This is a genomic window from Streptomyces silaceus (genome assembly GCF_001419745.1).
GTDB lineage: Bacteria > Actinomycetota > Actinomycetes > Streptomycetales > Streptomycetaceae > Streptomyces > Streptomyces silaceus.
The window spans coordinates 1-22,268 of sequence record NZ_LIRJ01000078.1; the positions used below are offsets into that span (position 1 = coordinate 1).

16 protein-coding genes are annotated in these 22,268 nt (G+C 71.2%); 8 read left to right on the forward strand and 8 right to left on the reverse strand.

What is annotated here, in order from left to right:
• Positions 1-313: 313 nt before the first annotated feature.
• From AOK22_RS09075 to tpg, 3 genes are all read left to right on the forward strand, one after another.
• Positions 314-751 carry a glutaredoxin domain-containing protein gene (locus AOK22_RS09075; RefSeq protein WP_055698102.1) on the forward strand — a complete coding sequence of 146 codons (438 nt, stop codon included), beginning with the start codon at positions 314-316 and terminating at the stop codon, positions 749-751.
• Between the two features lie 114 nt (positions 752-865).
• On the forward strand, positions 866-3,124 hold the full coding sequence (tap, locus tag AOK22_RS09080; protein ID WP_055698090.1) for a telomere-associated protein Tap: 2,259 nt from the start codon (positions 866-868) through the stop codon (positions 3,122-3,124).
• A 6-nt stretch (positions 3,125-3,130) separates the two neighbouring features.
• Entirely contained in the window at positions 3,131-3,688 is a 558-nt protein-coding gene (gene tpg / locus AOK22_RS09085) for a telomere-protecting terminal protein Tpg (RefSeq protein ID WP_055698091.1), read from the forward strand.
• A gap of 88 nt (positions 3,689-3,776) precedes the next feature.
• Here the strand turns inward: tpg and AOK22_RS09090 are convergent, their stop codons facing one another.
• A complete protein-coding gene (locus tag AOK22_RS09090) occupies positions 3,777-5,024 on the reverse strand; it encodes an FAD-dependent monooxygenase (RefSeq protein ID WP_107101900.1) in 1,248 nt (415 codons plus the stop codon).
• Positions 5,025-5,104: 80 nt separating this feature from the next.
• On the opposite strand from AOK22_RS09090, the gene AOK22_RS09095 reads away from it, so the two are divergent.
• The 5 genes from AOK22_RS09095 to AOK22_RS09115 all read left to right on the forward strand — a co-directional run bounded on the left by AOK22_RS09095 (position 5,105) and on the right by AOK22_RS09115 (position 9,526).
• The gene (locus tag AOK22_RS09095; protein WP_055698104.1) at positions 5,105-5,716 is read left to right on the forward strand and encodes a TetR/AcrR family transcriptional regulator C-terminal domain-containing protein; all 612 of its coding nucleotides are present in this window, start codon (positions 5,105-5,107) and stop codon (positions 5,714-5,716) included.
• Positions 5,717-6,486: 770 nt separating this feature from the next.
• Positions 6,487-7,410 carry a hypothetical protein gene (locus tag AOK22_RS09100; RefSeq protein WP_055698092.1) on the forward strand — a complete coding sequence of 308 codons (924 nt, stop codon included), beginning with the start codon at positions 6,487-6,489 and terminating at the stop codon, positions 7,408-7,410.
• Between the two features lie 119 nt (positions 7,411-7,529).
• Positions 7,530-8,336, forward strand: coding sequence for a hypothetical protein (locus AOK22_RS09105; protein ID WP_244164724.1), 807 nt, complete (start codon positions 7,530-7,532; stop codon positions 8,334-8,336).
• 9 nt (positions 8,337-8,345) lie between these two features.
• Positions 8,346-8,693, forward strand: coding sequence for a PadR family transcriptional regulator (locus AOK22_RS09110; protein ID WP_237773151.1), 348 nt, complete (start codon positions 8,346-8,348; stop codon positions 8,691-8,693).
• A 32-nt stretch (positions 8,694-8,725) separates the two neighbouring features.
• Positions 8,726-9,526: an HD domain-containing protein gene (locus tag AOK22_RS09115; protein ID WP_055698095.1), complete on the forward strand. Its 801-nt coding sequence runs from the start codon at positions 8,726-8,728 to the stop codon at positions 9,524-9,526.
• Between the two features lie 280 nt (positions 9,527-9,806).
• Here AOK22_RS09115 and AOK22_RS09125 read toward each other — a convergent pair whose 3' ends face one another.
• From AOK22_RS09125 to AOK22_RS09155, 7 genes are all read right to left on the reverse strand, one after another.
• A complete protein-coding gene (locus AOK22_RS09125) occupies positions 9,807-10,355 on the reverse strand; it encodes a YciI family protein (protein ID WP_055698097.1) in 549 nt (182 codons plus the stop codon).
• 56 nt (positions 10,356-10,411) lie between these two features.
• Positions 10,412-11,575 (reverse strand): MFS transporter, encoded by a 1,164-nt coding sequence (locus AOK22_RS09130; protein WP_055698098.1) that lies wholly within the window; start codon positions 11,573-11,575, stop codon positions 10,412-10,414.
• Positions 11,572-12,384 carry a thioesterase II family protein gene (locus AOK22_RS09135; protein ID WP_063795222.1) on the reverse strand — a complete coding sequence of 271 codons (813 nt, stop codon included), beginning with the start codon at positions 12,382-12,384 and terminating at the stop codon, positions 11,572-11,574. Before AOK22_RS09135 ends, AOK22_RS09130 begins: the two co-directional genes overlap by 4 nt.
• Entirely contained in the window at positions 12,381-14,150 is a 1,770-nt protein-coding gene (locus tag AOK22_RS09140) for a non-ribosomal peptide synthetase (RefSeq protein WP_079036453.1), read from the reverse strand. Before AOK22_RS09140 ends, AOK22_RS09135 begins: the two co-directional genes overlap by 4 nt.
• Positions 14,135-14,935 carry a hypothetical protein gene (locus AOK22_RS09145; RefSeq protein WP_055698100.1) on the reverse strand — a complete coding sequence of 267 codons (801 nt, stop codon included), beginning with the start codon at positions 14,933-14,935 and terminating at the stop codon, positions 14,135-14,137. Before AOK22_RS09145 ends, AOK22_RS09140 begins: the two co-directional genes overlap by 16 nt.
• A gap of 20 nt (positions 14,936-14,955) precedes the next feature.
• Positions 14,956-18,021 carry a type I polyketide synthase gene (locus AOK22_RS09150; RefSeq protein ID WP_055698101.1) on the reverse strand — a complete coding sequence of 1,022 codons (3,066 nt, stop codon included), beginning with the start codon at positions 18,019-18,021 and terminating at the stop codon, positions 14,956-14,958.
• 1 nt (position 18,022) lies between these two features.
• The coding region (locus AOK22_RS09155) for a non-ribosomal peptide synthetase (RefSeq protein WP_157872205.1) at positions 18,023-22,268 on the reverse strand (4,246 nt) is incomplete at its 5' end.

Genomic DNA, 22,268 nt, shown 5'->3' on the forward strand with positions numbered 1-22,268 from the left:
CGACACCGACACCGACACCGAAACCGGCATCGGCACGGGCACATTGCCCGTCCGACGCGTGCTATGTTTGATCTTGAGCTGGTCGCCGCACTACCGGTGGCTGAGCGTGCGTTGGTGGTCCAAGGAAAGACGCCCCGCTTCCTGCGGGGAAATGCAGGTGCAAGGCCTGCCCGGCGCTCTCGAATCGAGTCCCATCCCATTCAGGCGGGGTGGGACTCGTGCGTTGTCGCCCTACGTGGTGACCTGGCCGTGGCGTTCGACGGTCAGTGCGCAGTCGTCCCAGGTGGGCCCTTCCTCGGTACGCTTCGTTCCCATGAGGCGTGCTTGGGGTTTGCCGGTGCTGTTGGTGGTCTGCGGTTCAGCCGTTGCTGCTGTGCAGATGTTCAACGGTTCTCTCGGTGCGGCCGTGGCGTTCCTGTTGGTGTTCGTACTGCTGGCAGCTGCGACCTCGCCTCTGGTGTTCCCGAGGTCGATCGGTGCGCTGGAGGCGCAGCGCCGTAGCGCGGCCGACGGGCGGCCTGTCGTGTACTGGCGGCCGGGCTGCATGTTCTGTCTGCGGCTGCGCATCCGGCTGGGTTCCAGAGCCCGCCAGTTGCACTGGGTCGACATATGGCGTGACCCGGCTGGAGCGGCGGAGGTGCGGTCGGCCAATGAGGGCAACGAGACCGTACCGACCGTCGTCGTGGCGGGCCGGCCTCACACCAATCCCGATCCGGCATGGGTGCGTGAGCAGCTCTCCCGTCCGGCGTGAGCGGGAGTCCCCGGGCGGCCGATCCGGTGGATGGCTCCGTGGTCCCTCCGGGCCGGGTGCGACAGCATCCCTCACTCCGATGCGCGATCCACGAGCGATTCAACATGCGTTTTGATGTGGGCTCTGTGTACTGTGCCGTTGGAGGTGAGCGCTGTGCCCGCGGAGGATCAGCTGTTCGATGCGGTGGATGCGCTGCTGGAGCAGGTCGCGCAGGAGGATCTGCCGGTGCCTGCCGAGCGCAAGCGGCTGCGAGAGGCGGCCGGGCTGAGCCAGGCCCAGATCGCCGCGGCGTTGGACGCCCGACGCGAGGCGGTGGGCAACTGGGAGAGCGGGAAGACCGAACCGCGCCCGCCGAAGCGTGCCGCCTACGCCCGGCTCTTGGAGGGCCTCGCCGCGCGGTTCCCTGCCCCGGTCCCCGACCAGGGTGAACCGACGCCGCCCACTCCGACGTTTGCCGCTCCTGCCAGTGACGGCGGGCAGCGCGTATCTCCGCCGGAGGTTTCTGACGGCCCGTCGACCCCGGCCCCGACCGCCGCCGCCACCTCGCCGCGTCCAGCTTCGAGGTCCGTCAAGTCGCCGTCGTCCCGCCGCCCCTCGCCGAAGAGAACGGCGAAGAGCCCAGCCGCCCCCTTGGCGGCGCCCGACCCGCGGTTCGCGAACGGCCCCCTGGCCGTGGTCGACGCCGAGGGCGGGCAGGTCTTCGCGTACTGCGTCGGCGGCCTGGTCCTGGACGTGCCCGCCAAGTCGCTGCCCGCGCTGATCGAGTGGACGCTCACCGAGGCCCGGCTCGGGCAGGCCCGCCTGCACCGCAACGGCCGCGACGCCGACCCGGTCCTCGTTCTCACCGCGGCCGCGCTGGAGCGCTACGGTCTGCCCGCCTCGCTGTCGGAGGAGGAGCGGCGCGCCGGCCGGCTCCCGGACGGCCACAAGGCGGTCAAGCAACTGGCCAAGGCCGACTGGAAGTTGACCCAGCGGGGCTTCGGGCCGTGGGCGCGGGTCTACCGCCCGGCCGAAGGGTCCCGGCGCAACTGCGTTCAGCTGTGCATCCCCGCCTGGAACGCCCTGGACGTCCGTGAGTGGGACAACAAGGCCGCCCCGGTCCTGCCGACGATGCACCCGGCCGACCTTGCCCGCTACCTGGGCTCCTACGCGCAGCGGGTGATGACGCCACGCGGCACCACCGCGGTCACCGGCCTGGAGCTCATGGTCGCGCTGCGCCCCCCGACCCGCGCGGAGAAGGACGCCTCCACCGGTGAGTTCAAGCGCGCGTTCAACCCCGACGCGCTCACGGCCGTGTACGACGTGGTGGAGTGCGAGGTCCCGGACGAACACCCCCTGCTGAAGGGGAAGTTCGCCCGGCACCACCTGCGTACCCCGGCCGAGATGCTGATGGAGGAGCCCTACGACTGGTGTCGGCCGCTGAGCGACGAGGAGTGCATGCGCCAGTTCCTGGTCGCGGTCGACGTCAACATGTCGTTCGCCGCGGCCGCGAACGGCGTCACCGTCGGTCTGAACGGGCCGACCCACCTGACCGGCAACCCGAACTTCGATGCGGCGCTGCCCGGTTCGTGGCTGGTCGACCTGTCCCACGTGGACCTGTCCCGCGTGGACGTCGGAGGCCGGACGGTCGACGGCGACCGGCTCCCGTCGCCCTTCACGCCGACGGGTGACCGCCCCGTCGGACCGGCCTGGTACGCCACGCCCACCGTCCAGTACGCGGTGGAGCTCGGCTTCGACGTCGCGCCCATCGAGGCGTACGTCCGTACCCAGACCGGACGTTACCTGGACGGCTGGTACAAGCGGCTGCGCGACGCGTACGTACACACGATGGCCGACCTCGGTGTCACCACCGACCTGGGCGGCCAGGAGTTCCTGGAGGCGATGGCCCGCTCCAAGAGCGTCGACCCGACGATGGCGCTCCTGGCGGGTGCGATCAAGGCGACGGCGAAGGGCGGCATCGGCAAGCTGCGGCAGCGCAATCGCGGTCAGGTCCCGCACTACGAACCGTGGCCGGCACTCGCCCGGGAGACGTGGCGGCCCGACATCCGGGCCGCCGTGCTCGCCAACCAGCGCATCGGCATCCACCGCAAGCTGATGAAGACCGCCGCGGCGGCCGACCTCTACCCGGTGGCGATCGGCACGGACGCCGTCGTCTACCCCTCGCCCGGCCCGTCCCCGCTGGACGTCCTGCCGCACACACCCGAGGGCAAGCCTGTGCCGGGCGGCTTTCGGCTCGGCGTCTCGCCGGGCATGGTCAAGCATCAGGGCACCCAGACCGTCCTGTGGGCCGAGGAGCAGTTCGAGGAGCACGGTGGCGTCTTCAACGTCGCCAACCTCATCAAGAACGACCCGGCCGTCGGCGAAGGGGAGTAGCCGGTCATGACGGACTCGCTCGGTGACGGCCTGGACCGCGCTTTGCAAGGGGCGTTCACCCGCCGCATCCCGCAGAGCGCCCAGGCGCAGATGAAGTATCTGGTCAAGCAGCTCAAGGGCACGAAGGCCGTCGCGCAGGCGCTCGGCGTCTCTCAACGCACCGTGGAGCGTTACGTCGCCGGCAAGTTGAAGCGGCCCCGGCAAGAGCTGCGCGGCCGTATGGAGCGCGAGGTCAAGAAGCGGTGGCAGCCGCAGGTGAGGGCCAAGGCGAGGAAGAAGGCGTCCTCCACCGACGGCCTGGTCGTCTCCACCCGCGCGAGGTTCGGGTTCACCGCCGCGCCGGGCACGACGGATGATGCCCGGATCCGCGACATCACCCAGGCCCTGCCGCCGGAGTTCGCGGATCAGCTGTTCACCGCGCGGGAGCAGGGCGCCACCGAGCAGCAGCTCCAGCACATCGCCGCCGAGGGCCTCGCGCAGATGTACTTCCGCGCCAACAACACACGTGCGCACGGCCTCGGAGTGGAGTTCACCGACGTGGAGCACATCGAGATCGAGCTGTAGGCCGAGTGCAGGGCTCCGGAGCAGTGCGCTGCTTCAGGGTGCGCGGCGCGGGTGACTGCCAGGGCGGGGGCGGGAAGGCTAGGAGGGCTTACGCGGCGTGCGCGTCGGCGTAGGCCGGCAACTGCCAGTCACCCCCGCGGTCCTCCTTCGAGAACCGCGCGACCAGGTCGGGGATGTGGAAGAAGCAGGCCAGCGCGGTCGCGTTCTGGAAGGCGCTGATCGCGTGCTTGTTCATGGGCATGCCCATACGCAGGACGCGGGGGTTCACCTCGGCCTGGATCCTGTCGACGAAGGGGCGCAGGACCCGGTCGTAGTTCGCGAGTGCGGTGGGCAGGTCGTCCGCGTGCCGGTTGATCTCACCGGCCAGGACGTACGCGCCGACCAGACCGCCGGAGATCCCCATGCCGCTGTAGGGGGAGGCGCAGTGCGCGGCGTCACCGGCCAGGACCACCCTGCCCTTGGACCAGGTGTCGGTGCGTACCTGGGCGATCTCCTGGGAGTAGAAGAACGGGCTGTTCTTCATGCCTTCGACGAAGCGCTCGGTCTGCCAGCCGGCGCCGCGGAACCGGTCGGCCCAGAACTTCTGCTGCTGCTCGACGGGGGCACGGTGGATGGCGGAGGCTTCCGCCGACTCCTCGCGCATCACGAAGTACACCTGAGTCTCGGTGGAGTTATGGCTGCGCCGCATGATCTGGCGGCCGCCCGGAACCATGTAGGTGTCGCGGATGGTGCTGTCGGAGGCGATGCGCGGGACGAACCAGTAGGCCATGTGAATGCCGACGCGCCAGTACGGATCGAAGCCTTCCGGCAGCAGTGCCCGGCGGGTGCGCGAGCCCTGTCCGTCGGCGCCGACCAGCAGGTCGTACTCGCCGGATGTCCCGTCCGAGAAGTGGACGGTGACGCGGTGTTCATCCTGGTCGAAGCCGTCGACGCCCTTGCCGAAGACGTACTCGGTGTCGTTCTTTGTCGCGTCGTGGAGGATGCGGACGAGGTCGCCGCGCATGATCTCGTACTCCGAGGTCAGGGTCTGACGGCCCTTGCCGGATGTGTTGGCCATGATGGTCGCCTTCGGCTTCCCGCGGGAGTCGACGAACGCGACGCCCGCCTCGTCCACCAGCCGGCTGCGCACGCTCTCCAGCAGGCCCATGCGCTCGACCGCCTCGATGCCTTGTCCGCGCAGGTCGACCTGCGCCCCCGAGGCGCGCAGCGCAGGGAAGCGCTCGACGACCGTCACCTGGTGGCCGCCGCGGGTGAGCCAGAAGGCCAGCGCCTGTCCGGCGACGCCACCCCCGGCGACCAGTATCCGCAGTGAACGCTTCGCGAGCTTGTCCGTCACGTCCGGACACCTCACATTCTATCGGTGATTGATTTCTTTCCAGATTCTTCTATCACCGATAGATTGTCAACGTGACCAAGATGAACCGTGAGACCGTCGTCACCGAGGCGCTGGGTCTGCTGGACGAGGTGGGCCTGGAAACCGTCAGCACCCGGCGGCTGGCCAAGCGCCTCGGCGTCGAGCAGCCGTCGCTCTACTACCACTTCAAGACCAAGAAGGACCTCCTCGCCGCCATGGCGGCGGCGGCCATGGCCCCGCACGCCAAGGCGCCGCTGCCCTCCCCCGGGGACGACTGGCGCGCATGGTTCCTGGAGAACACCCGCAGCTTCCGGCGGACGCTGCTGATGCGCCGGGACGGCGCACGGCTGCACGCCGGCTGCACGCCGACCGGTGACCTCGACCGGATCCGCCGCAAGATGTCCTTCCTGGTCACCTCCGGTGTGCCCGAGCGGGAGGCGCAGATGGCGATGCTGGCCGCCGGCCGCTACACGGTCGGCTGCGTACTGGAGGAGCAGGCCGACGTGGATCAGCAGGGGGGCGAAGGCCTGCCGGACGGCGTCCCCGCGCTCGATCACGAGGCGGCATTCGAGGCGGGTCTCGGCCTCATCCTCGACGGCCTTGAACAGCGCGTGTCGCGACAGTCGTCAGACGCTGACGCCGGTACCGGCGAGACAGTCGTGCGGCGACGGTAGTAGTGCACCGTGACCATGCCCAGCAGCGGACCCCACAGGAGCAGCGGCGCGTAGGCGATGTTGAGCAGCCATGTGCCCCAGGTCGTTGCCTCCATGTCCGCGTTGATCGACGTGTAGACGAACAACGCACCGTAGATCGTCGTGGCCAGAGCGCCGAGCCCCGCCACGATGGTGGCCGGCAGGACCGGGACTCGACGCCCACGCAGAAGCGGGATCCAGCGCGGCCAGGTCTCGCCCCAGCTCTGTACGAGCCCGAGGGCGAGCAACGCGAAGAACTCCGAGGCCAGGCTGAGACCGAGTAGGTAGAACGACCCCCAGCCAGGGGCATGCACGTGGTCGTACTCGGACTGGGCCAGTCCGACCGGAAGGCCCACCGCGATGGCCAGGCGCCACAGCCCAGAGGGGACATTGGTCAACGCGGCGCCCACGGCGGCGCGCCGCGCCCAGCGCGGCACATTCGGCAATGCATTCACTCTCAACATGTGTTCCACACTGGCGCGCAAGGGCACCGGCAGGCGTCGGACCGCGGTCGTGTCCTCCTCTGCCGAGCGGCGGACTGTCGAGTACAGCTGCCGAGGCTTGACGGCAGGTCTCGGCAGCCGGTGCCGAGACCTCACGCCTCACAGCCCGCTGTGCGGAGGCGATGGCGCGATCTCCAACGCGTTGTCCTTCGGAGGGTGTTCGTGCCCTCGGGGCTGCCCTCCCGTACCTCGTCCGTTCACTGCTGCCGCCCTAGGCTCGGTGGCATCGACCGGAAGGACGGCAACAGCATGCGCGAGCATCGGAGAGCCCCGGAGGCGCAGACGACGCCGCAGGCCGCTGCCGGGCGCGGGGCGCCCCTCACCGGTATGGCCGCGCTTCAGCGGCGCGCGGGGAACGCGGCGGCGACCCATTGGGTGCAGCGCCAGGCGGGCGCCCTGAACGAGCACTACGCCACGAGGCCCACGGAGCACCCCGAGTGGGGGACGTACCAGGAACTGACCAAGGCCGCGGGCATTCCCCAGGCCGATGCCGACGACGCCTGGCAACTCCTGCTCGGTGGGATCGACTCGCAGGGCGCGTTGAACGACGAGGCCGCGGCGAGGACGAGTGACCGTCAGGAGCAGCGCGAGATCCGTGCGACGAACACGTGGTACCAGGAGTTCGTCGAGCTCATGACCAAGCATTTGGAGATCAAGACGCCCACCATGGCCCTGTGGGCCGGCGGTATCGAGGTCAACGACTACGCCTACGAGAAGGGCCACACACCGCTGGCGCGGACCCGGATCGGCAGCGTGCTCAACGTCCTGGAAATGCATCCGGACTGGAAGCTGACCGGGCCGATGTGGAGCATCCTTTCCAAGGCCTTCGTGTCTCTCGCCACCGGCCCCGTGCACATCTTCGTGCGGGCCTACTCTCCCGACAGCATCCTCATCAGGCTGGAAGTCCCGCACCTCCAGCTGATCCAGCGCCTGAATCCGAACGTGAAGCTGATCTGGCACCCCTTGTACACCGGTCCGGACGGACAGACGAGGGAAATCTCGAGGGACTACCGACTCGTCGACAACGCGGAGTACGACGGACGCGACATGTGTGTGGGCACCCTCCTCCAGTACCTCAGGCTTTTCCACGACGAGAGCAACTCCAAAGCCGCTCCCGCCCACAAGAGCATGGAGCAGTTGCTCGTCGGGAACGGCCACAAGGAGGGCGTCTGAGGCGGCGAGACGGCTGACCAGGCCTCTGGAACGGTCGGGTCACACGTGTGGAGAACCGCGTTCGGTTCGCTCGGCGTCCTTGCGGGGAACGGAACCGGAACGTACAGAAGGCTCGCTCCATGCCGACACAGCAAGTCCGCACGACGTCAGTAGCAGCCGGGAGTTCGGAACACGGCGTCACCGCAACCGTGCTCACCGTTCTGCGGCGGCACCGGCGCATTCTGGCGAGTGCGACGGCGCGTGTCGTCGGTCTGTCCGGACTGGTCGGGCTGCTGATGACGGCCGCGATATTCGCGCTCGCCTGGCCCGTCTTCACGCACATGCGGAACCAACGTATCTGGTACCACCACCTTGAGAACCCGTACCTGCACGACCACATGGACCTGGCACTGGTCGCCGTCTGGACGCTCCCGCTCTTCCTGGTCCCCCTCGGTATCGGCAGCGCCGCCCTGCAGAGCGTGTGCTCCCAGGCGTTCGCAGCGGGGACCGAAGGGCCCCCGCAAGCGGACCGGTCACGTGCCACGACCCTGGCGCGCCTGCGGCCGGTGCTCGCCGCGTACGCGTTGCGCGGCCTGATCGTGTGGCCCCTGCCGCTGCTCGCCGCAGCCGTGGCGCGTGCGGGAACGGTCCGCGTCCTCGCTCTCGCCGTTCCGCTGTTCGCGCTCACCGCCGGGCTGCTCCGGTTGGTGACGCAGCTGGCCCTGCCGCTGCGTCCTCTCGTACGGGCCCTCCTCGAAGGGGCCACGGGAAACTTCTTCGCCGCGTACTACGCGGGCATCCTCGCCCCCGTCGTCGGGATCCTGGTCGCCGCGGCGGTGACCCTCCCGCTCGCGTTCACGGCCTTCGCGGTCCTCCACGAACATCTGCGGTCGCCCCGCGTCCCTCGCAGTAACTGGCCCTGTACAGCTCGTATATGTGCTATGTAGAGTACGAGTATGGGTAGCTTGCGCATGACCCTGCAGACCCAACTGGTCCTGCGGGCTTTGCTGGAGGACCCCGCCAAGGAACGCTACGGCCTGGAGCTGTGCGAGCTTGCGGGGCTGCCGTCGGGCACGATCTATCCGATCCTTGCCCGTCTGGAACAGGTCGGCTGGGCCGAGAGCACCTGGGAGGACCCCGCCGTACACGAGGAGGCCGGGCGCCCGCGCCGCCGCTTCTACCGGATCACCAAGGACGGCGCCGAACAGGCACGGCTGGCACTCGCCCGTGCCTACCGCGCCCGCAAGCAGCCCCTGCCGGGCTGGGCGGCCGTACATCCGGTCGGCGATGGGGGAGTGTCATGAGGACCCGGCACCGGTTAGTGCCTCGGCCCCGCATGCGCCACGGCGGCAGTCCGTCGCTCGACGGCGTGTTGGGCAGCGTCCGTGCGCACCACCCCGGCGCGGACGCCTCGCTCATCACGTACGCCCACGACGAAGCCGCCCGCTGGCACGAGGGGCAAACGCGCCGCAACGGCGACCCCTTCCTGACGCACTGCCTCGCCGTAGCCGCGATCGTCGCCGACATCGGCATGCCGCCGGACGTGGTCTGTGCGGCCCTGCTCCACGACATCGAGGACACGCTGTGCCCGCCGCGCCATGTGGCCGAGCAGTTCGGCCCGGACGTCGCGCAGTTGATAGCGGATGTACGCGTCGTTGAGCTTGGTGCGATCCGGCCCGGTGACCTCGACTTCGACACCGCAGGGCCGGTGACCCACCCGACGCACCAGGAAGCCGTACTGGCCATTCGCCTCGCCGACCGGCTTCACAACATGCGTACGATCGCGTTCGTCGCCCCGGCCAAGCAGCTCGGCAAGGCCCGCGAGACCATCCAGGTCTTCGCACCGCTGGCCAGTGCGGCGGGGCTGACCGGCGTGAGCCGGGAACTGCACGATCTTTCCGCGGCTGTGCTCCAGCCGACACCCGCCGCGTTCGCCGTCACCACACGCATGCTGTCCTTGCTCACGCTGGTGCTTCCGGGCGCGCAGCGGGCTCGATGGCGAGAGGAATGGCACGCGGAACTGGCCGCACTCCCCAATCGCCGCACCCGCATCCGTTTCACCGCCCGAGTGCTGCTCGGCACACCCCGGCTGTCCCTGACGCTGCGCCGTCCTGTCCGGCGGGAACGCCGACGGTGAGCTGGGTGGGCCGCGTCGGGGCGCTCTTGGGGTCCGCGGCGGCTTCCGTGCCCGCCGTGGTGGGTGGCGGCACGCCGGGCTGGGTGATCGCGGGGCTCACGGCGAGTGCTCTGGTGCTGGTCGTGGTGGTCTTGTTCGTCCCGAGTGAGACCCCTGCCCGGCGCCTGGGCCAGCTGATTCAGGCCTGGCGGAACCACCATGCCGGAGCCGCCGCGGCGCGTGACCCGGACCCGCCGTCCTGAGAGGCTTGGGCCCTGTCTTCGGCACGACCGGAGACCGTTCATGACGGCCGCCCGCCGAACTGCCAGTTGTGCACCTCGATGTCGGCGTAGCGGTCCGCTGTCAGGATCGTGCGCGCCGCGTCCGGTGCCTGTGCCCGGATCAGCGCCGCCGTGCCCAGCCAGGTGGCGCCGTCGTCGGACAGCAGAGGGCCGTAGGCGATCAGTGCGTCCCGGTCGGACGGCAGGTCGAGGTCGGCGGGCCTGCCTGTGGCGAGGCCGAGTACCAGATAGCGGTTGCCTCCGGTCCGGCCGCCGGGGTAGTCCCACATGGTGCGTCCCAGCGTGTTGCGCCAGCGTCGCAGCAGGACGTCCCGATAGGCGCCGGCCTGGTAGTTCGGCTCATCGAAGGCGAACGCGCGGGCGGCAGCGGGATCGGGGAGGTCCAGGATGTGCACGCTTCCGGTGAGTACGTCGTCGTCGGTGAAGGTCGGCCCCCGAGCGATCATCTCCTCTGCGTACCCGTCCATATAGGCCAGATGCTCTTCGTTCAACTCCTCGCGGAGAGCGAGGGATCCGGGCCGGTCACGGTGGTAGCAGAGGAACTCCATGCGGGCAGTTTCCCCTTCAGGGGTGATCATGGCGAGCGGATTGCCGGATCCACTGATCACGTAGGCACCGGCACGGACTCGCTCTGCCGGTCCTTCCGCAGGAGCCACAGCTCGGTCAGCACGGCCAAGGCGCACAGCGCCGCCGCCAGCAGCGGGAGCGCGCGTGGCGACACCTCGCCCAGGAGCAGTCCGCCGACCGCGCCGCCGAGTGCGGCGCCCACGTAGATGACGGAACTGTTCAGGGCCACGGCCAGGGAGCCCGCCGGACCGGCCAGGCGCAGCAACCGGTGCTGCTGCGGCGCGGCGTACATCCAGCCGACGACGCCCCACAGGACCATGATGACGAGCGCGCCCGGGAACGAGGTGTCGAGTTGCGGCATCGCCAGGAAGGACAGCGTCATCCCGGCCATCGAGATCAGGACGAGCCGGCGGCCCGCGGGCCGGTCCATAGAGGCGCCGGCGAGGGCGTTGCCCGCCAGTCCGCCGAGCCCGAAGGCGAACAGCAGCACGGCGAGCCGGGTGCCGTCCGCGTCGGTGGCCTCGGCGAACACCGAGGCGGCGTAGGTCAGCACGGTGTACTCCGCGATCACCGCGAAGACCGTGACGGTCAGCACCAGGCGTACCTGGGGGCCGCGCAGGGCGGCGAACCGCTCGCGCGGCCGGACCGCGGTGTGCTCCGAGGCGACGCCGCGCAGTCCGGCTGCCAGGGGTACGGCCACGGCGGCGGTGGCCACCGCGAGAGCCACGAGGGTGGGCCGCCAGCCGAAGGAGTCCGCCGCCCAGGTACCGGCGGGCACCCCCACCACCGAGCCCATGATCAGGCCGGTGGTGACCGTGGCGAGGGCCTTGCCCGAGCGGCCCTTCGGCGCGAGGTTCGCCGCGAGCGAGCACGCGTGCGGAGTGAACTGGCTGGCCCCGGCGGCGACGAGGAGCCGTCCGGCCATGGCGACCGGCAGCGATCCCGCGAGGGCGCACAGTGCGTTGCCGAGGGCGACGGCGGTCAGTGCCGTGGCGAGGGCGACCCGGGGCGGCCTGCGGCCGAGCGAGCCCGCGAGCAGCGGGCCGAGGACGGCGTACCCGATGGAGAAGACCGTCATGAGCTGTCCCGCCATCGATATGGAGACGTTTATCGAGTCCCCGATCTGGGGGAGCATGCCGGCGATGACGAACACGTCGGTGCCGATGAGGAACGTTCCGGCGGCCAGCAGCAGGAGTTTCATGTGTCCGTCCTGGTCGGTGAGTGCGCGAGTGAGCCGGTCTGTCGGATGACCGCGGTGCGTACCGCCTGCACGATCGGTGGCGGAAAGCCGTCGAGATAGAAGTGGCCGCCGTCGAAGTCCTGGGTGTGGAACGCCGAGATGGTGTGCTCGGACCAGGCCCCCACATCGCTCTCGGCGACCTCGTCGTCCCGGCCCTTCCACGCGGCGATGGGGCAGGACAGCAGCGACGGGCTGCTGCCGGGTCGGTAGGCGGCGGACGCCCTGAAGTCGCTGCGCAGGGCCGGCAGGATCATCGCCCGCAGCTCGGGGTGGGCCAGCACCGCCGGGTCGGTGCCGCCGAGCGTCAGGAGGGCCTCCAAGGCTGCCTCCTCGCCGTCGCCCGACAGCCGCGGAGCCTTGCGGTGGTACGGCGCCTGCATGCCCGAGACGATCAGCCCCGCGGGCGCGGCACCGTAGCGGTGCTCCAGGCGGGCGGCCGTCTCGAAGGCGATCAGGGCACCCATGCTGTGTCCGAACAGCACGGGCGCGGCTGGCGGCCGTGCTGCCGCGAGTAGCCCGGCGATCTCGTCGGCGAGCAGCGAGAGGTCCTCGAAGGCGGGCTCCGCGCAGCGGTCCTGGCGGCCCGGGTACTGCACGGCCAATACGTGGACGTCGGGGGCGAGCGCCGCGGAGAGCGGGAAGTAGTGGCCCGCGGTGCCGCCCGCGTGCGGGAAGCACACCAGGGTCCGGGCCTGCTCGCGGGCATCATGGAAGGCACGGAGCCAGGCGGCGCGTGCGCGGGCCCGGTCGGGGCCGGTCGGCGAGGTCATGCTGCGGCTCGTTCCGTGATCAGCGCGGCGACCGCGTCCACCGTGGGCTCGTACAGGAACTCCTGGACGGACACCTGGACATGAAAGCGGCGGTGCAGGCGGGTGACGACCAGCGCGGCGGAGAGCGAGGTGCCGCCCAGGTCCATGAAGTGTCGATCGGAGGGTATGTCGGCGATGCCGAGGACCGTCGACCAGATGGCGGCGACGGCCGACCGCACATCACCGCGGTCCGGGAGCACGGCCACGTTGTCAGCGGCGGCATCCGGGGCCGGAAGGCGGCGGCGGTCGATCTTCCCGTTCGGGGAGAGCGGGAGCCCGGATGAGAACATCACGTGCTGCGGAACCATGTAGGCGGGCAGCGACTCCGCACAATGGGAGCGCAGTTCATCCGCGTCCGGTGTGTGCGCAGGCGCGGCGACGGCATGGGCGACCAGCCACTGTTCCTCGCCGTGGGGCGGGGTCCAGGCCGTCACGGCGCACTCGCGCACGGCGGGGTGGCGCAGCAGCGTCGCCTCGACCTCGCCGGGCTCGACCCGGTAGCCCCTGATCTTGAGCTGATCGTCGGCCCGGCCCAGGTACTCCAGGACTCCGTCGGACCGCTCGCGCACCAGGTCACCGGTGCGGTACGCGCGTACGCTCCGGCCGTCGATCCATGTGCTGCGGAACCGCTCCTCGGTCTGCCGAGGGTCGTGTACGTATCCGTGGGCGAGCCCGACTCCGGCGAGCAACAGCTCACCGCCTTCCGCCGACGCCGACGGTGCCACATGGGCCGTCATGCCGGGCAGCGGCCGCCCGATGGGAGGAAGGTCCGGCCACGACTGCGGTGGCCCGGGGAGCGTGTGGGCGAGCGCGACATGTGTCTCCGCCGGACCGTAGTGGTTGTGGAGACGTGCCGCGGGCAGCCGGTGGAAGAGATCCCGGATCGCAGGTGTGATCCGCAGCGCCTCGCCGGCCACCGCCACCTCGCGCAACGCGCCGGGCAGGATGCCGAACTCGCCGGTCAGCTCCGCGAGCCGGCGCAGCGCCACGGGAGGCAGGAAGAGCCGCTGGATCTCCCGGTCCCGGCACATTTCCCACACGCGTTGCAGGTCGACGCGTTCCGCGTCGGACGGTGCGTACAGACAGCCACCGCTGCTCCAGGTGGTGAGCACCTCCTGGACGAACACGTCGAAGCCGAGCGGGGCGAACGCCAGCGTGCGCAGTGGCTCCCGCGACGTACTGGCCAGCGTCCATTCGATCAGGTTGTCCAGGGAGCGGTGTGGCATGGAGATCGCCTTGGGGCCCCCGGTGGACCCGGACGTGAAGACCAGATACGCGGGATCCTCGGCGCCCGGCTTCGGCGGAGCGGGCATCGGTTCGTTGCGCACGGTGCCCGACGACGTGGCGTACGAGGGGAGAGGGAGGGCGAGGGGCCCGTGCGGTACGTCCGGGGTGTGCAGCCCCGGCTCGACCAGCGCGAACCGGGCCCGACTGCGGTGCCACATGTGCTCGATGCGATCCGCCGGATACTGCGGATCGACCACGCAGAAGGCCCCGCCTGCCCGGAGTACCGCGAGAACGGCCACGCCGAGGGCCACTCCCCGAGAAGCCTGGATGAGTACGACGTCCCCGGGGCGCACCCCCTGGCGCAGCAGATGAGCGGCCAACTCGGCCGATTTGGAGTCGAGTCCGGAGTAGTCGAGCCCCCCGTCCGGGGCGACCAGGGCTGCCGCTCGGGGGCGGCGCCTCGCCTGGGCGGCGATCGAGTCCACTACACGGCCGGACAACGCTCGGTCCTCTCCTCCGTGAGCGGCGCGCTCGGGAGCCCGAGCGCATCGAGGACGGCCGCGCGCGTCTCCTCGGACCTCAGCAACTCGAACCGGTCGCAGCTCAGGCGCAGTTCACGCTGCCGTTCGGCGGTGCAGGAGAAGGCCGACGGATCGGCCTCTGCGGAGAACAGGCGCAGCACCTCGCCCTCCCAGGGCGTGGTGCGCGCGTGGTGGGCCGCCACCAGGTGGCTGAGCCAGTCCGTGTACGCGCTCACCATGTGTGTGGCGCTCGCCGCGACCTCCGCCTCGTCGGCACCGGCCGCGCGCAGTGCCGTGTGTGCCTCGCGGTCCAGTGCGCCGGTGAGATCGTCGACGAGGCGCTCCGGGGCCTCGGCCAGTGTCACGGCCTTCACGCGTTCGCTCAGCTCCCGCTCACCGAGCTGGATGCCGAGGCCGCCGAGCCGCGCTCGGTGGTCCGCGGCGATCGTGTCCAGGGGCGTCTCCTCGGCGTCGAACAGGACGACCAGCGGAGGCTCCCCGCCGAGCGCGGCGGCGACCTCGAAGGCGAGCGGCGCCGAGGCACAGTACGCCGCGACCGCCGCTATCGGGCCCGTCGCGGGCGGGACGTTCGCCAACAGGCGGGCCGCGTAGCCCGCGCCGCTCACCACCCGGGGCAGTGGGGATCGCAGCAGGCCGTGCATCTGGACCCCGTGCCGGTCAAGGCCGAGATCGTCGATCCGGGCCTCCTTCCGGTATCCGGGATAGTCGAGTGCGAGAACCACGGGGCCTTCGGTGCGGTGCATGTACGAGGTCCTTTCCCTGCTCACTGCGGGGCCTCGCCGGTGAGGGAGGACAGCGTGCGCAGCTGTGCGGTCATCAAGTCGTGGACACCGTCGACGAGTTCATTCATGGACGCGAGCTGTTGTCTGCCGGTGACGGTGATGGTGTGAGCCGCGGTGTCGAGTGGCCGAGCGGCGGGGGCCGACGGCGTCCGGTCACGGGTGAGCCAGGGCAACTCCGGCGCCGGGTAGGCGTCGCGGCGGAAGGGATAACCGGGCAGTCCGACCCGGCCGCCGCCACCCCCGCCCTGGCCCGCGCCCACGGCGCCCCAGTCGAGGCTCAGGCCGCGCCGGTACAGTGCGGCCAGCGCCTCGAACAGCGCACCGACCCCCGTCGCGTCCCGGGCCTGGCTCGCCGTCCAGTGGCTGCCGGGCAGCGCGACGCGGGCCATCGAGGTGAGCACGTCGGCGGGCCCGACCTCCAGGAAGTCGACGTGGCCCAGCGCGTGCGCGGCCTCCAGCGTCCGCTGGAACAGCACGGGCTCGCGCGCCTGCCGTACCAGGTGTTCCGCGTCCACGACGGACCCGGCCGGGAGCATCTCGCCCCGCGCACTGTCGCCGCACGGCATCCGCAGGGGTGTGAACGTGAGCGACTCGGCGGCCTTGCGCAGCGCGGGAAGCACCGGGTCGAGCAGCGAGGAATGGAAGGCCGTGTCGACGTCGAGCGGCCGGCAGGCGATGTCCCGCGCCGTCAGCGCCCGCTGGGCCGCCTCGATGGCTCCGGGAACACCGGACAGCACCAGTGAGCGCGGCCCGTTGACCGCCGCGACCTCCACCGGGAGCCCGGCACACACGCCGCGTACGGTGTCGGCGTCGCCGTTCAGGGCCAGCATGCGGCCGGGGGCGGCGGCGTTCATGAGCTTGCCCCGCGCGACGGTGAACCGCAGCCCGTCGGCGAGCGAGAAGGCCCCGGCGGCGCAGAGCGCGGCGATCTCACCGAGGCTGTGCCCGAGCACGCACTCCGGCTCGACCCCGAACTGCCCCCACAGCCGCACGAGTCCCATCTGCAGCGCGAACTGGGCCGCCTGCGTGACCGGTCCCGCGCCGCCCGGGGGAGGTGTCAGGAGTACGTCGAGCAGACTGCCGGACTCCTCGTGCCGGTACGTCTCCTCGCACTCGTCCAGGACGTCGCGTACGACGTCGAAGTGCCGGTACAGCTCCAGGGCCATGCCCGCGACGGCATGACCTTGCCCGGAGAAGGCGAAGGTGAGAGGCCCGGCGGGGGAGTGGAGATGCTCGTCGGACAGTGCCAGGAACCGGTCGAGGCCGTCGGCCAGCTCGGTGGCGGTCCGGCCGTGCACCACCGCGCGGTGGGCGTGGTGCGTGCGGCCGAGGGCCAGCGTGGTGTGGACGTCGGCGGCACTGAGCCCGGGGCGGGCCCGCAGCTCGTCCCGCAGCCGCGCGGCGACCTCGCGCAGGGCCTCCGGCGAGCGCGCGCTCAGAGGAACCGGGAGCGGGTGGACGGGCTGCGGGCGGGCCGAGGCGGCCGGCGGCTCCTCAAGGAGCACATGGGCGTTCGTGCCGCCGAAGCCCAGCGCGCTGACCCCGCCGCGGCGCGGCACACCCTGCGGCGTGCGCCACTCCGCGGCCGCCGTGGCCAGCCGGAAGGGGCTGGTCTCCCAGGGCAGCCGGGGACTGGGCCGGGTCACGTTCGCGGTGGGCACGATAGTGCCGTGCCGCAGCATCAGGACGGTCTTGACGAGCCCCGCCATCCCGGCACACGTGTCCAGGTGGCCGATGCCGGGCTTGACGGAGCCCAGCGAACAGAACCCGGTCCTGCCCTGCCGCGAGCGGTACGCACGGGACAACGCCTCGAACTCCACCGGATCGCCGAGCTCCGTGCCGGTGCCATGGGCCTCGACATGGCCGACGGAGTCCGCCTCGATGCCCGCGCGGGCCAGCGCGAGCCGGACGACCTCCGTGTGGCCCCGCACGGCGGGCGCGGTGAAGCCCGCCTTGGCGGCGCCGTCGTTGTTCACCGCGGAACCGAGGAGCACCGCGTGGATATCGTCGCCGTCCGCCAGGGCCGAGTCCAGCCGCTTGAGCAGCACGGCGGCCACGCCGTTGCCGCCGACCGTGCCGTCCGAAGCGGCGTCGAAGGCACGGCACACCCCGGTCGGCGACAGGATGAACTCCGGGTCGTGCGCGTACTCCACGTCCTGGGGCAGATGCACGGCCGCGGCCCCGGCCAGGGCGAGGTCGTTCTCGCCCGACAGCAGTGACTGGGCGGCCAGATGCACCGCGACGAGCCCGGTCGAGCAGGCGCTCTGGACGGCGACGGCGGCCCCCGTCAGACCGAGGCGGTAGGCGACCCGGGTGGCGAGGAAGTCCTGCTGGCCGCCGATCAGCCCCTGCATCTGCGCCGCGATGTTCGCCGCGGGCCCGGCGCCGCCCATGCCGTGCCGTGCGTGATACGGCAGCCCGGGGCCGTACAGGTTCATCCCGCCGCCCGCGTACACCCCGATACGGCGGCCATGGGCCTGGCCCGCGTACCCGCCGTCCTCCAGCGCGTGGACGCAGCACTGCAGGAACAACCGGTGCGCCGGATCGGTGAGCTCCGCCTCCTGCGGCGGCATCCCGAAGTAGTCCGCGTCGAAGCACTCGGCGTCCTCGATGACGCCCGCGGCCCGTACCCGCCCGTCGGCCTGTCCGGTGGCCAGGGTGCGGATGCTGCTGTGGCCGGCGCGCAGATTCCTCCAGAACGTGGCCAGGTCCGGCGCGCCCGGCAGGCGCGCCGCCATGCCGATGACGGCGATCCGCCCGTCGGTGGCCACCGGTGCGGGCCCCACCTCCTGGGGCCCGTCGTCCGCTCCTGGCGCGAGGTGCGCGGCGAGCGCGGCGATGCTGCCGTGTTCGAACAGCGTGGTGTCGTCGAGGGAGAGACCGAGCATGGCTTCCAGGCGGGCCTTGACCCGCATCAGTGCCAAGGAGGTGAGCCCCAGGTCGAGGAAGGAAGCCTGCGGATCGGCCGTGCCGCCGAGCACGTCCTCGACCAGTGCGCCGATGCGGCGGCGCAGTTCCCGCTCGTCGAGCCCATCGAGTGAGCCCATGTCAGCGCTCCTCGCCGTGTGCCGTGGTCAGCCACTGCGCGACCCCGCGGATCGTGGGCGCGGCGAAGAAGTCGGCCACGGGTATGCGCTGCCCGAGCTCCATGAAGACGCGCTCCAGGACGCGCACCGCCGAGAGGGAGTTGCCGCCCGCGTCGAAGAAGGAGCGGTCGGGCGCGATCGGGTCGACGCCCAGCTCGACCGACCAGAGCTTGTGCACCGTCTGCTCCAGCTCGGTGAGTTCACCGTCCGCCGCCGCTTCTGCTGCGGCGGTCGGGCCGGTCCGCAGGGCGAGCAGCTCGTCGCGGGCGAGCTTGCCGGTCGTGCCGTGGGGAATCCGGTCGAGGCGTATCCAGGACTGCGGGATCAGATAGTGCGGCAGGACCTCGGCGAGCTGGGTCCGCAGCGGAGCACTCCAGTCGCTCCCGGGCGCGTACGTCGGCGAGAGCACCACGAAGGCGGCGAGTTCCGTGTCGCCGGATGCGTCGGGGCGGGCCAGGACGACGGCCTCGCGCACCCCTTCGAGGCGGCCGAGCGCCCACTGGGCCTCCTCGGGCTCCACCCGATGGCCACGGATCTTCACCTGGTCGTCGGTGCGGCCGATGTACTCCAGCACGCCGTCGGCCCGCCACCGCACCACATCGCCCGTGCGGTAGCGCCGTTCGTCCGCGTCCGGCGTGCCGAGGAAGTTGCGCGCGGTGGCTTCGGGATTGCCGTGATAGCCGTGGGAGACGGCGATGCCGCCGATGACGAGCTCGCCGGGGACACCGATCGGCACCGGCCGGCCGGCCTCGTCGCACACGGTCAGCGTGACGTTGTCGATGGGCCGTCCGATCGGGACCACGGTCTCGGTCGCCGGGTCCACCCGGTGCGAGGTGACCATGATGGACGCCTCGGTGGGCCCGTACTGGTTGTGCAGCGCCAGGTCAGGGCGCTGTGCGGCCAGGTCGCGCAGCTCGGGGGTGAGCGTCAGCTTCTCCCCGCCGATCAGCAGCTGGCGCAGAGACGGCACCGATTTGAGCTCCTGTACCAGGTACTTGAGAGGGGTGAACGGCACGCTCAGGCGCTCCACCTCGAAGCGGCGCAGCTGGGCCGCGACCGCCGCCGGGTCGTAGCGGGTCTCTTCGTCGAGGGTGATCAGGGCCTGCCCCGAGGCCAGGGTGGTGAAGATCTCCTGGACGCTCACGTCGAAGCCCGCCGACGCCCACTGCACGGTCCGCAGCGCGCCGAGCGTCCGCAGCTGCCAGCGGATCAGGTTCACCGGGCCACGGTGCGGGACGGCGACGGGCTTGGGGCGGCCGCCCGACCCCGAGGTGTAGATGAAGTACGCGGTGTCCTCGGCGTCCACGGTCCGGTCGAGGGGCGCGTCCTCGCCGTTCGACTCGACATCGTCGAGCCACTGCACCGGGCACGGCAGGGCGTCGGCCCGGGCGCTGTCGAGCGTCCGGTCGGCGATGACCACGACGGCTCCGCTGTCCGTCAGCATGAAGGCGCGGCGCTCGGCGGGCAGCGCACGGTCGACCGGCACGTATGCGGCACCGCACTTGAGCACGGCGAGTACCGCCGTCACCAGACCGGGGCCGCGCGGCACGCCGACCGCGGCGACCTTGCCCTGGGCGAGGCCCCGTTCGGCCAGCCGCCGTGCGAGACGGTTCGCCGCGGCGTCCAGCTGCGCATAGGTGAGCGGTTCGCCCACGCCGGCCACCGCGAGGGCCTCCGGTGTCAGAGCGGCCTGTTGCTCGAAGAGACCGTGCAGCGTGGCGGGTTCGGACGTCGTGCGCTCGCCCTGGAAGCCGGCCAAGTCCCGCTCGTCCCGCGCGGTCGGCGTCAGGAGCTCGGACAGGGCGGCGCCCGGAGCGTCCACCGCGCCGCGCAGCAGGTGCTCGGTGTACTCCACCATCCGCCGTACCGTCGACTCGTCGAAGAGGGCGGCATCGTATTCGACGGTGCAGCGGATGCCCGCCGCATGGTCGGTGAAGTAGAAGGCCAGGCCGAACGGGGTCTCGGTGCGCGGCACTTGGCGGAACTCGGCGCTCAGACCGGCAGCCTCGAAGACGGGGCCGAGCTCCTCCTCGTACTCGATCGCGACCTGGAACAGCGGGTTCGCGCCGCTGCCTCGATCCGGGTTGACGGCCTCCACGATCCGGTCGAACGGTACGCCCCGGTGGTCCATGGCCGCCGCGGCGCGGTCCTTGACGCGGTGCAGCAGGTCCCGGAAGCCGATGCCCCCGGACAGGTCGAGCCGCAGCGCGACGGTCTCGACGAACATGCCTACGACGTCGAGGGCGTCCTCCGGCCGGTTGGCGACCGCCGTACCGATGACGATGTCCTCCTGCGCGGCGAACCGTCCCAGGGTGGCGCCGACCGCACCGAGCAGCGCCATGAACGCGGTACAGCCCTCGGTCCGGGCGAGACCACGCACGCCGCCGCGCAGCCCGGCGTCCATTTCGTGCACCAGCGTGGCTCCGCGCACCTCGTGCCCCGGCGAGCGCGGCCGGTCCGTGGGCAGGTTCAGCGGGGACGCGTCCGCCAACTCCCGTGTCCAGTAGGCCAGCCCGTCCGCTGTAGCGGGTTCCGGGGCACCGCTGGGCCACAGGGGCAGTTCGGGGAGGTCGGTGGGTATGCGCGGCCAGGCGCGGTAGTACGCGGCCAGGTCCCGGCACAGGATGCGGGTCGACAAGGCGTCGAGAACCGTGTGGTGGGCCACGAGGTAGAGCAGATGGCGCCCGTCGTCGAGCCGGCCGATCCGGGCGCGCACCAGCGGGCCGACGGCGAGGTCGAAGTCCGCCTCGTCCTCGATGTCCCGCAGCCGCAGCAGCGCGGCCGTGTCGTTCAGGCCGGGCAGGTCGCTCACCGGGCAGTGCAGGGCCACGGTGTCGAGCACGACCTGTTCGAGGTCGCCGTCCCGCTCACGGAAGACGGTGCGCAGCTGGGGGTGGCGCGCCACGACCTGCCGCAGGGCGACCCGCAGCGCGTCGGTGTCGAGCGGGCCCTCGATGAGGAGGGCCTTGGGCTCGTAATACGTGTGACGTCCCGGATGCATCCGGTCGAGCAGCCACAGCTGGCGCTGCAGCGGGGTGGCAGGGGCGGTACGGGGAGCCGGAGCGGGTTGGGGAACCGGGGCGGTACGGGCAACGGGAGCGGCATGAGAAACGGGGGCGGTACGGAGGACCGAGGGCTGGCCGGCTTCGGCCTTGGTACAGGGTTCGGCGTACGCGGTGCGCAGCCGGTCGAGCTCGGGCAGCCCGCCGAGCATGCGGTCCGGCGCGACCCCGAAGTCGATGAAGCAGCCGATCTCGTCCACACCCGCGGCCGTCAACGAGTCGAGGACCGGGCGCACTTCGGCGGAGCTGCCGATCAGGGCACGGGTCTCGCAGTAACGCTCGTACGCCAGGTCGAGCACGTAGTCGAGGTCGTCCGGGTGGGTGGTCCGCAGGTCGACGTCGATGCCGAGGCTGTTGGCCGCGTTGTCGAACAGGTCGATCGAGGAGCGCAGATAGTCGCAGAACGGCTTGCGCGCCTCCTCCCGGGCGCGTTCCCCGTCGGGGTCGAGATACGTGTGGACCAGGACCACGACCCTTCCGGCCGCGGGGTCGAGACCGTGGGCGGCACGCGCGGCTCGATAACGGGCGACGTTCGCCGCGAGGTCCTCCACGCTCTGGGCCATGAGGTTGGTGACGATGCCGAGTCCGGCGCGCGCGGCCCGCTCATAGCTCTCGGGGTTGGACAGCACCGCGGCGAAGAGCGGGACGTCGTCGCCCTGCACGGGCCGGGGATGCAGGCTCACCTCCACCTGACCGCCGTCGCCCGAGGCCAGGGACACCGGACGCCCGGCCCACAGCTGGCGGAAGGTGTGGAGGTGTTCGTACATGACGTCCCGCTGCCGGCCGTAGTTCTCCGGCGCCAGGACGAAGTCGGTGGAGTGCCAGCCGCTGGCGAAGCCGAGCCCGACCCGTCCGCCGGAGAGGTTGTCGACGACCGCCCACTCCTCGGCGACCCGCATCGGGTTGTGCAGCGGCAGCACGACGGAGCCCGCGTGCAGTCGTATGCGGGAGGTGCGGGTGGCCAGGGAGGCCGCCAGGACGGAAGGGTTGGGAAAGAGTGCCCCGAACGAATGGAAGTGACGTTCCGGCAGCCACAGGGCGTGGAAACCGTGCTCGTCGGCGTACTCGGCGGCCTGCAGGAGGTGCTGGTAGGCGACGGAGCTGTCGGGTGCGGGGTAGTCGCCGAAGAAGTAGAGGCTGAAGTCG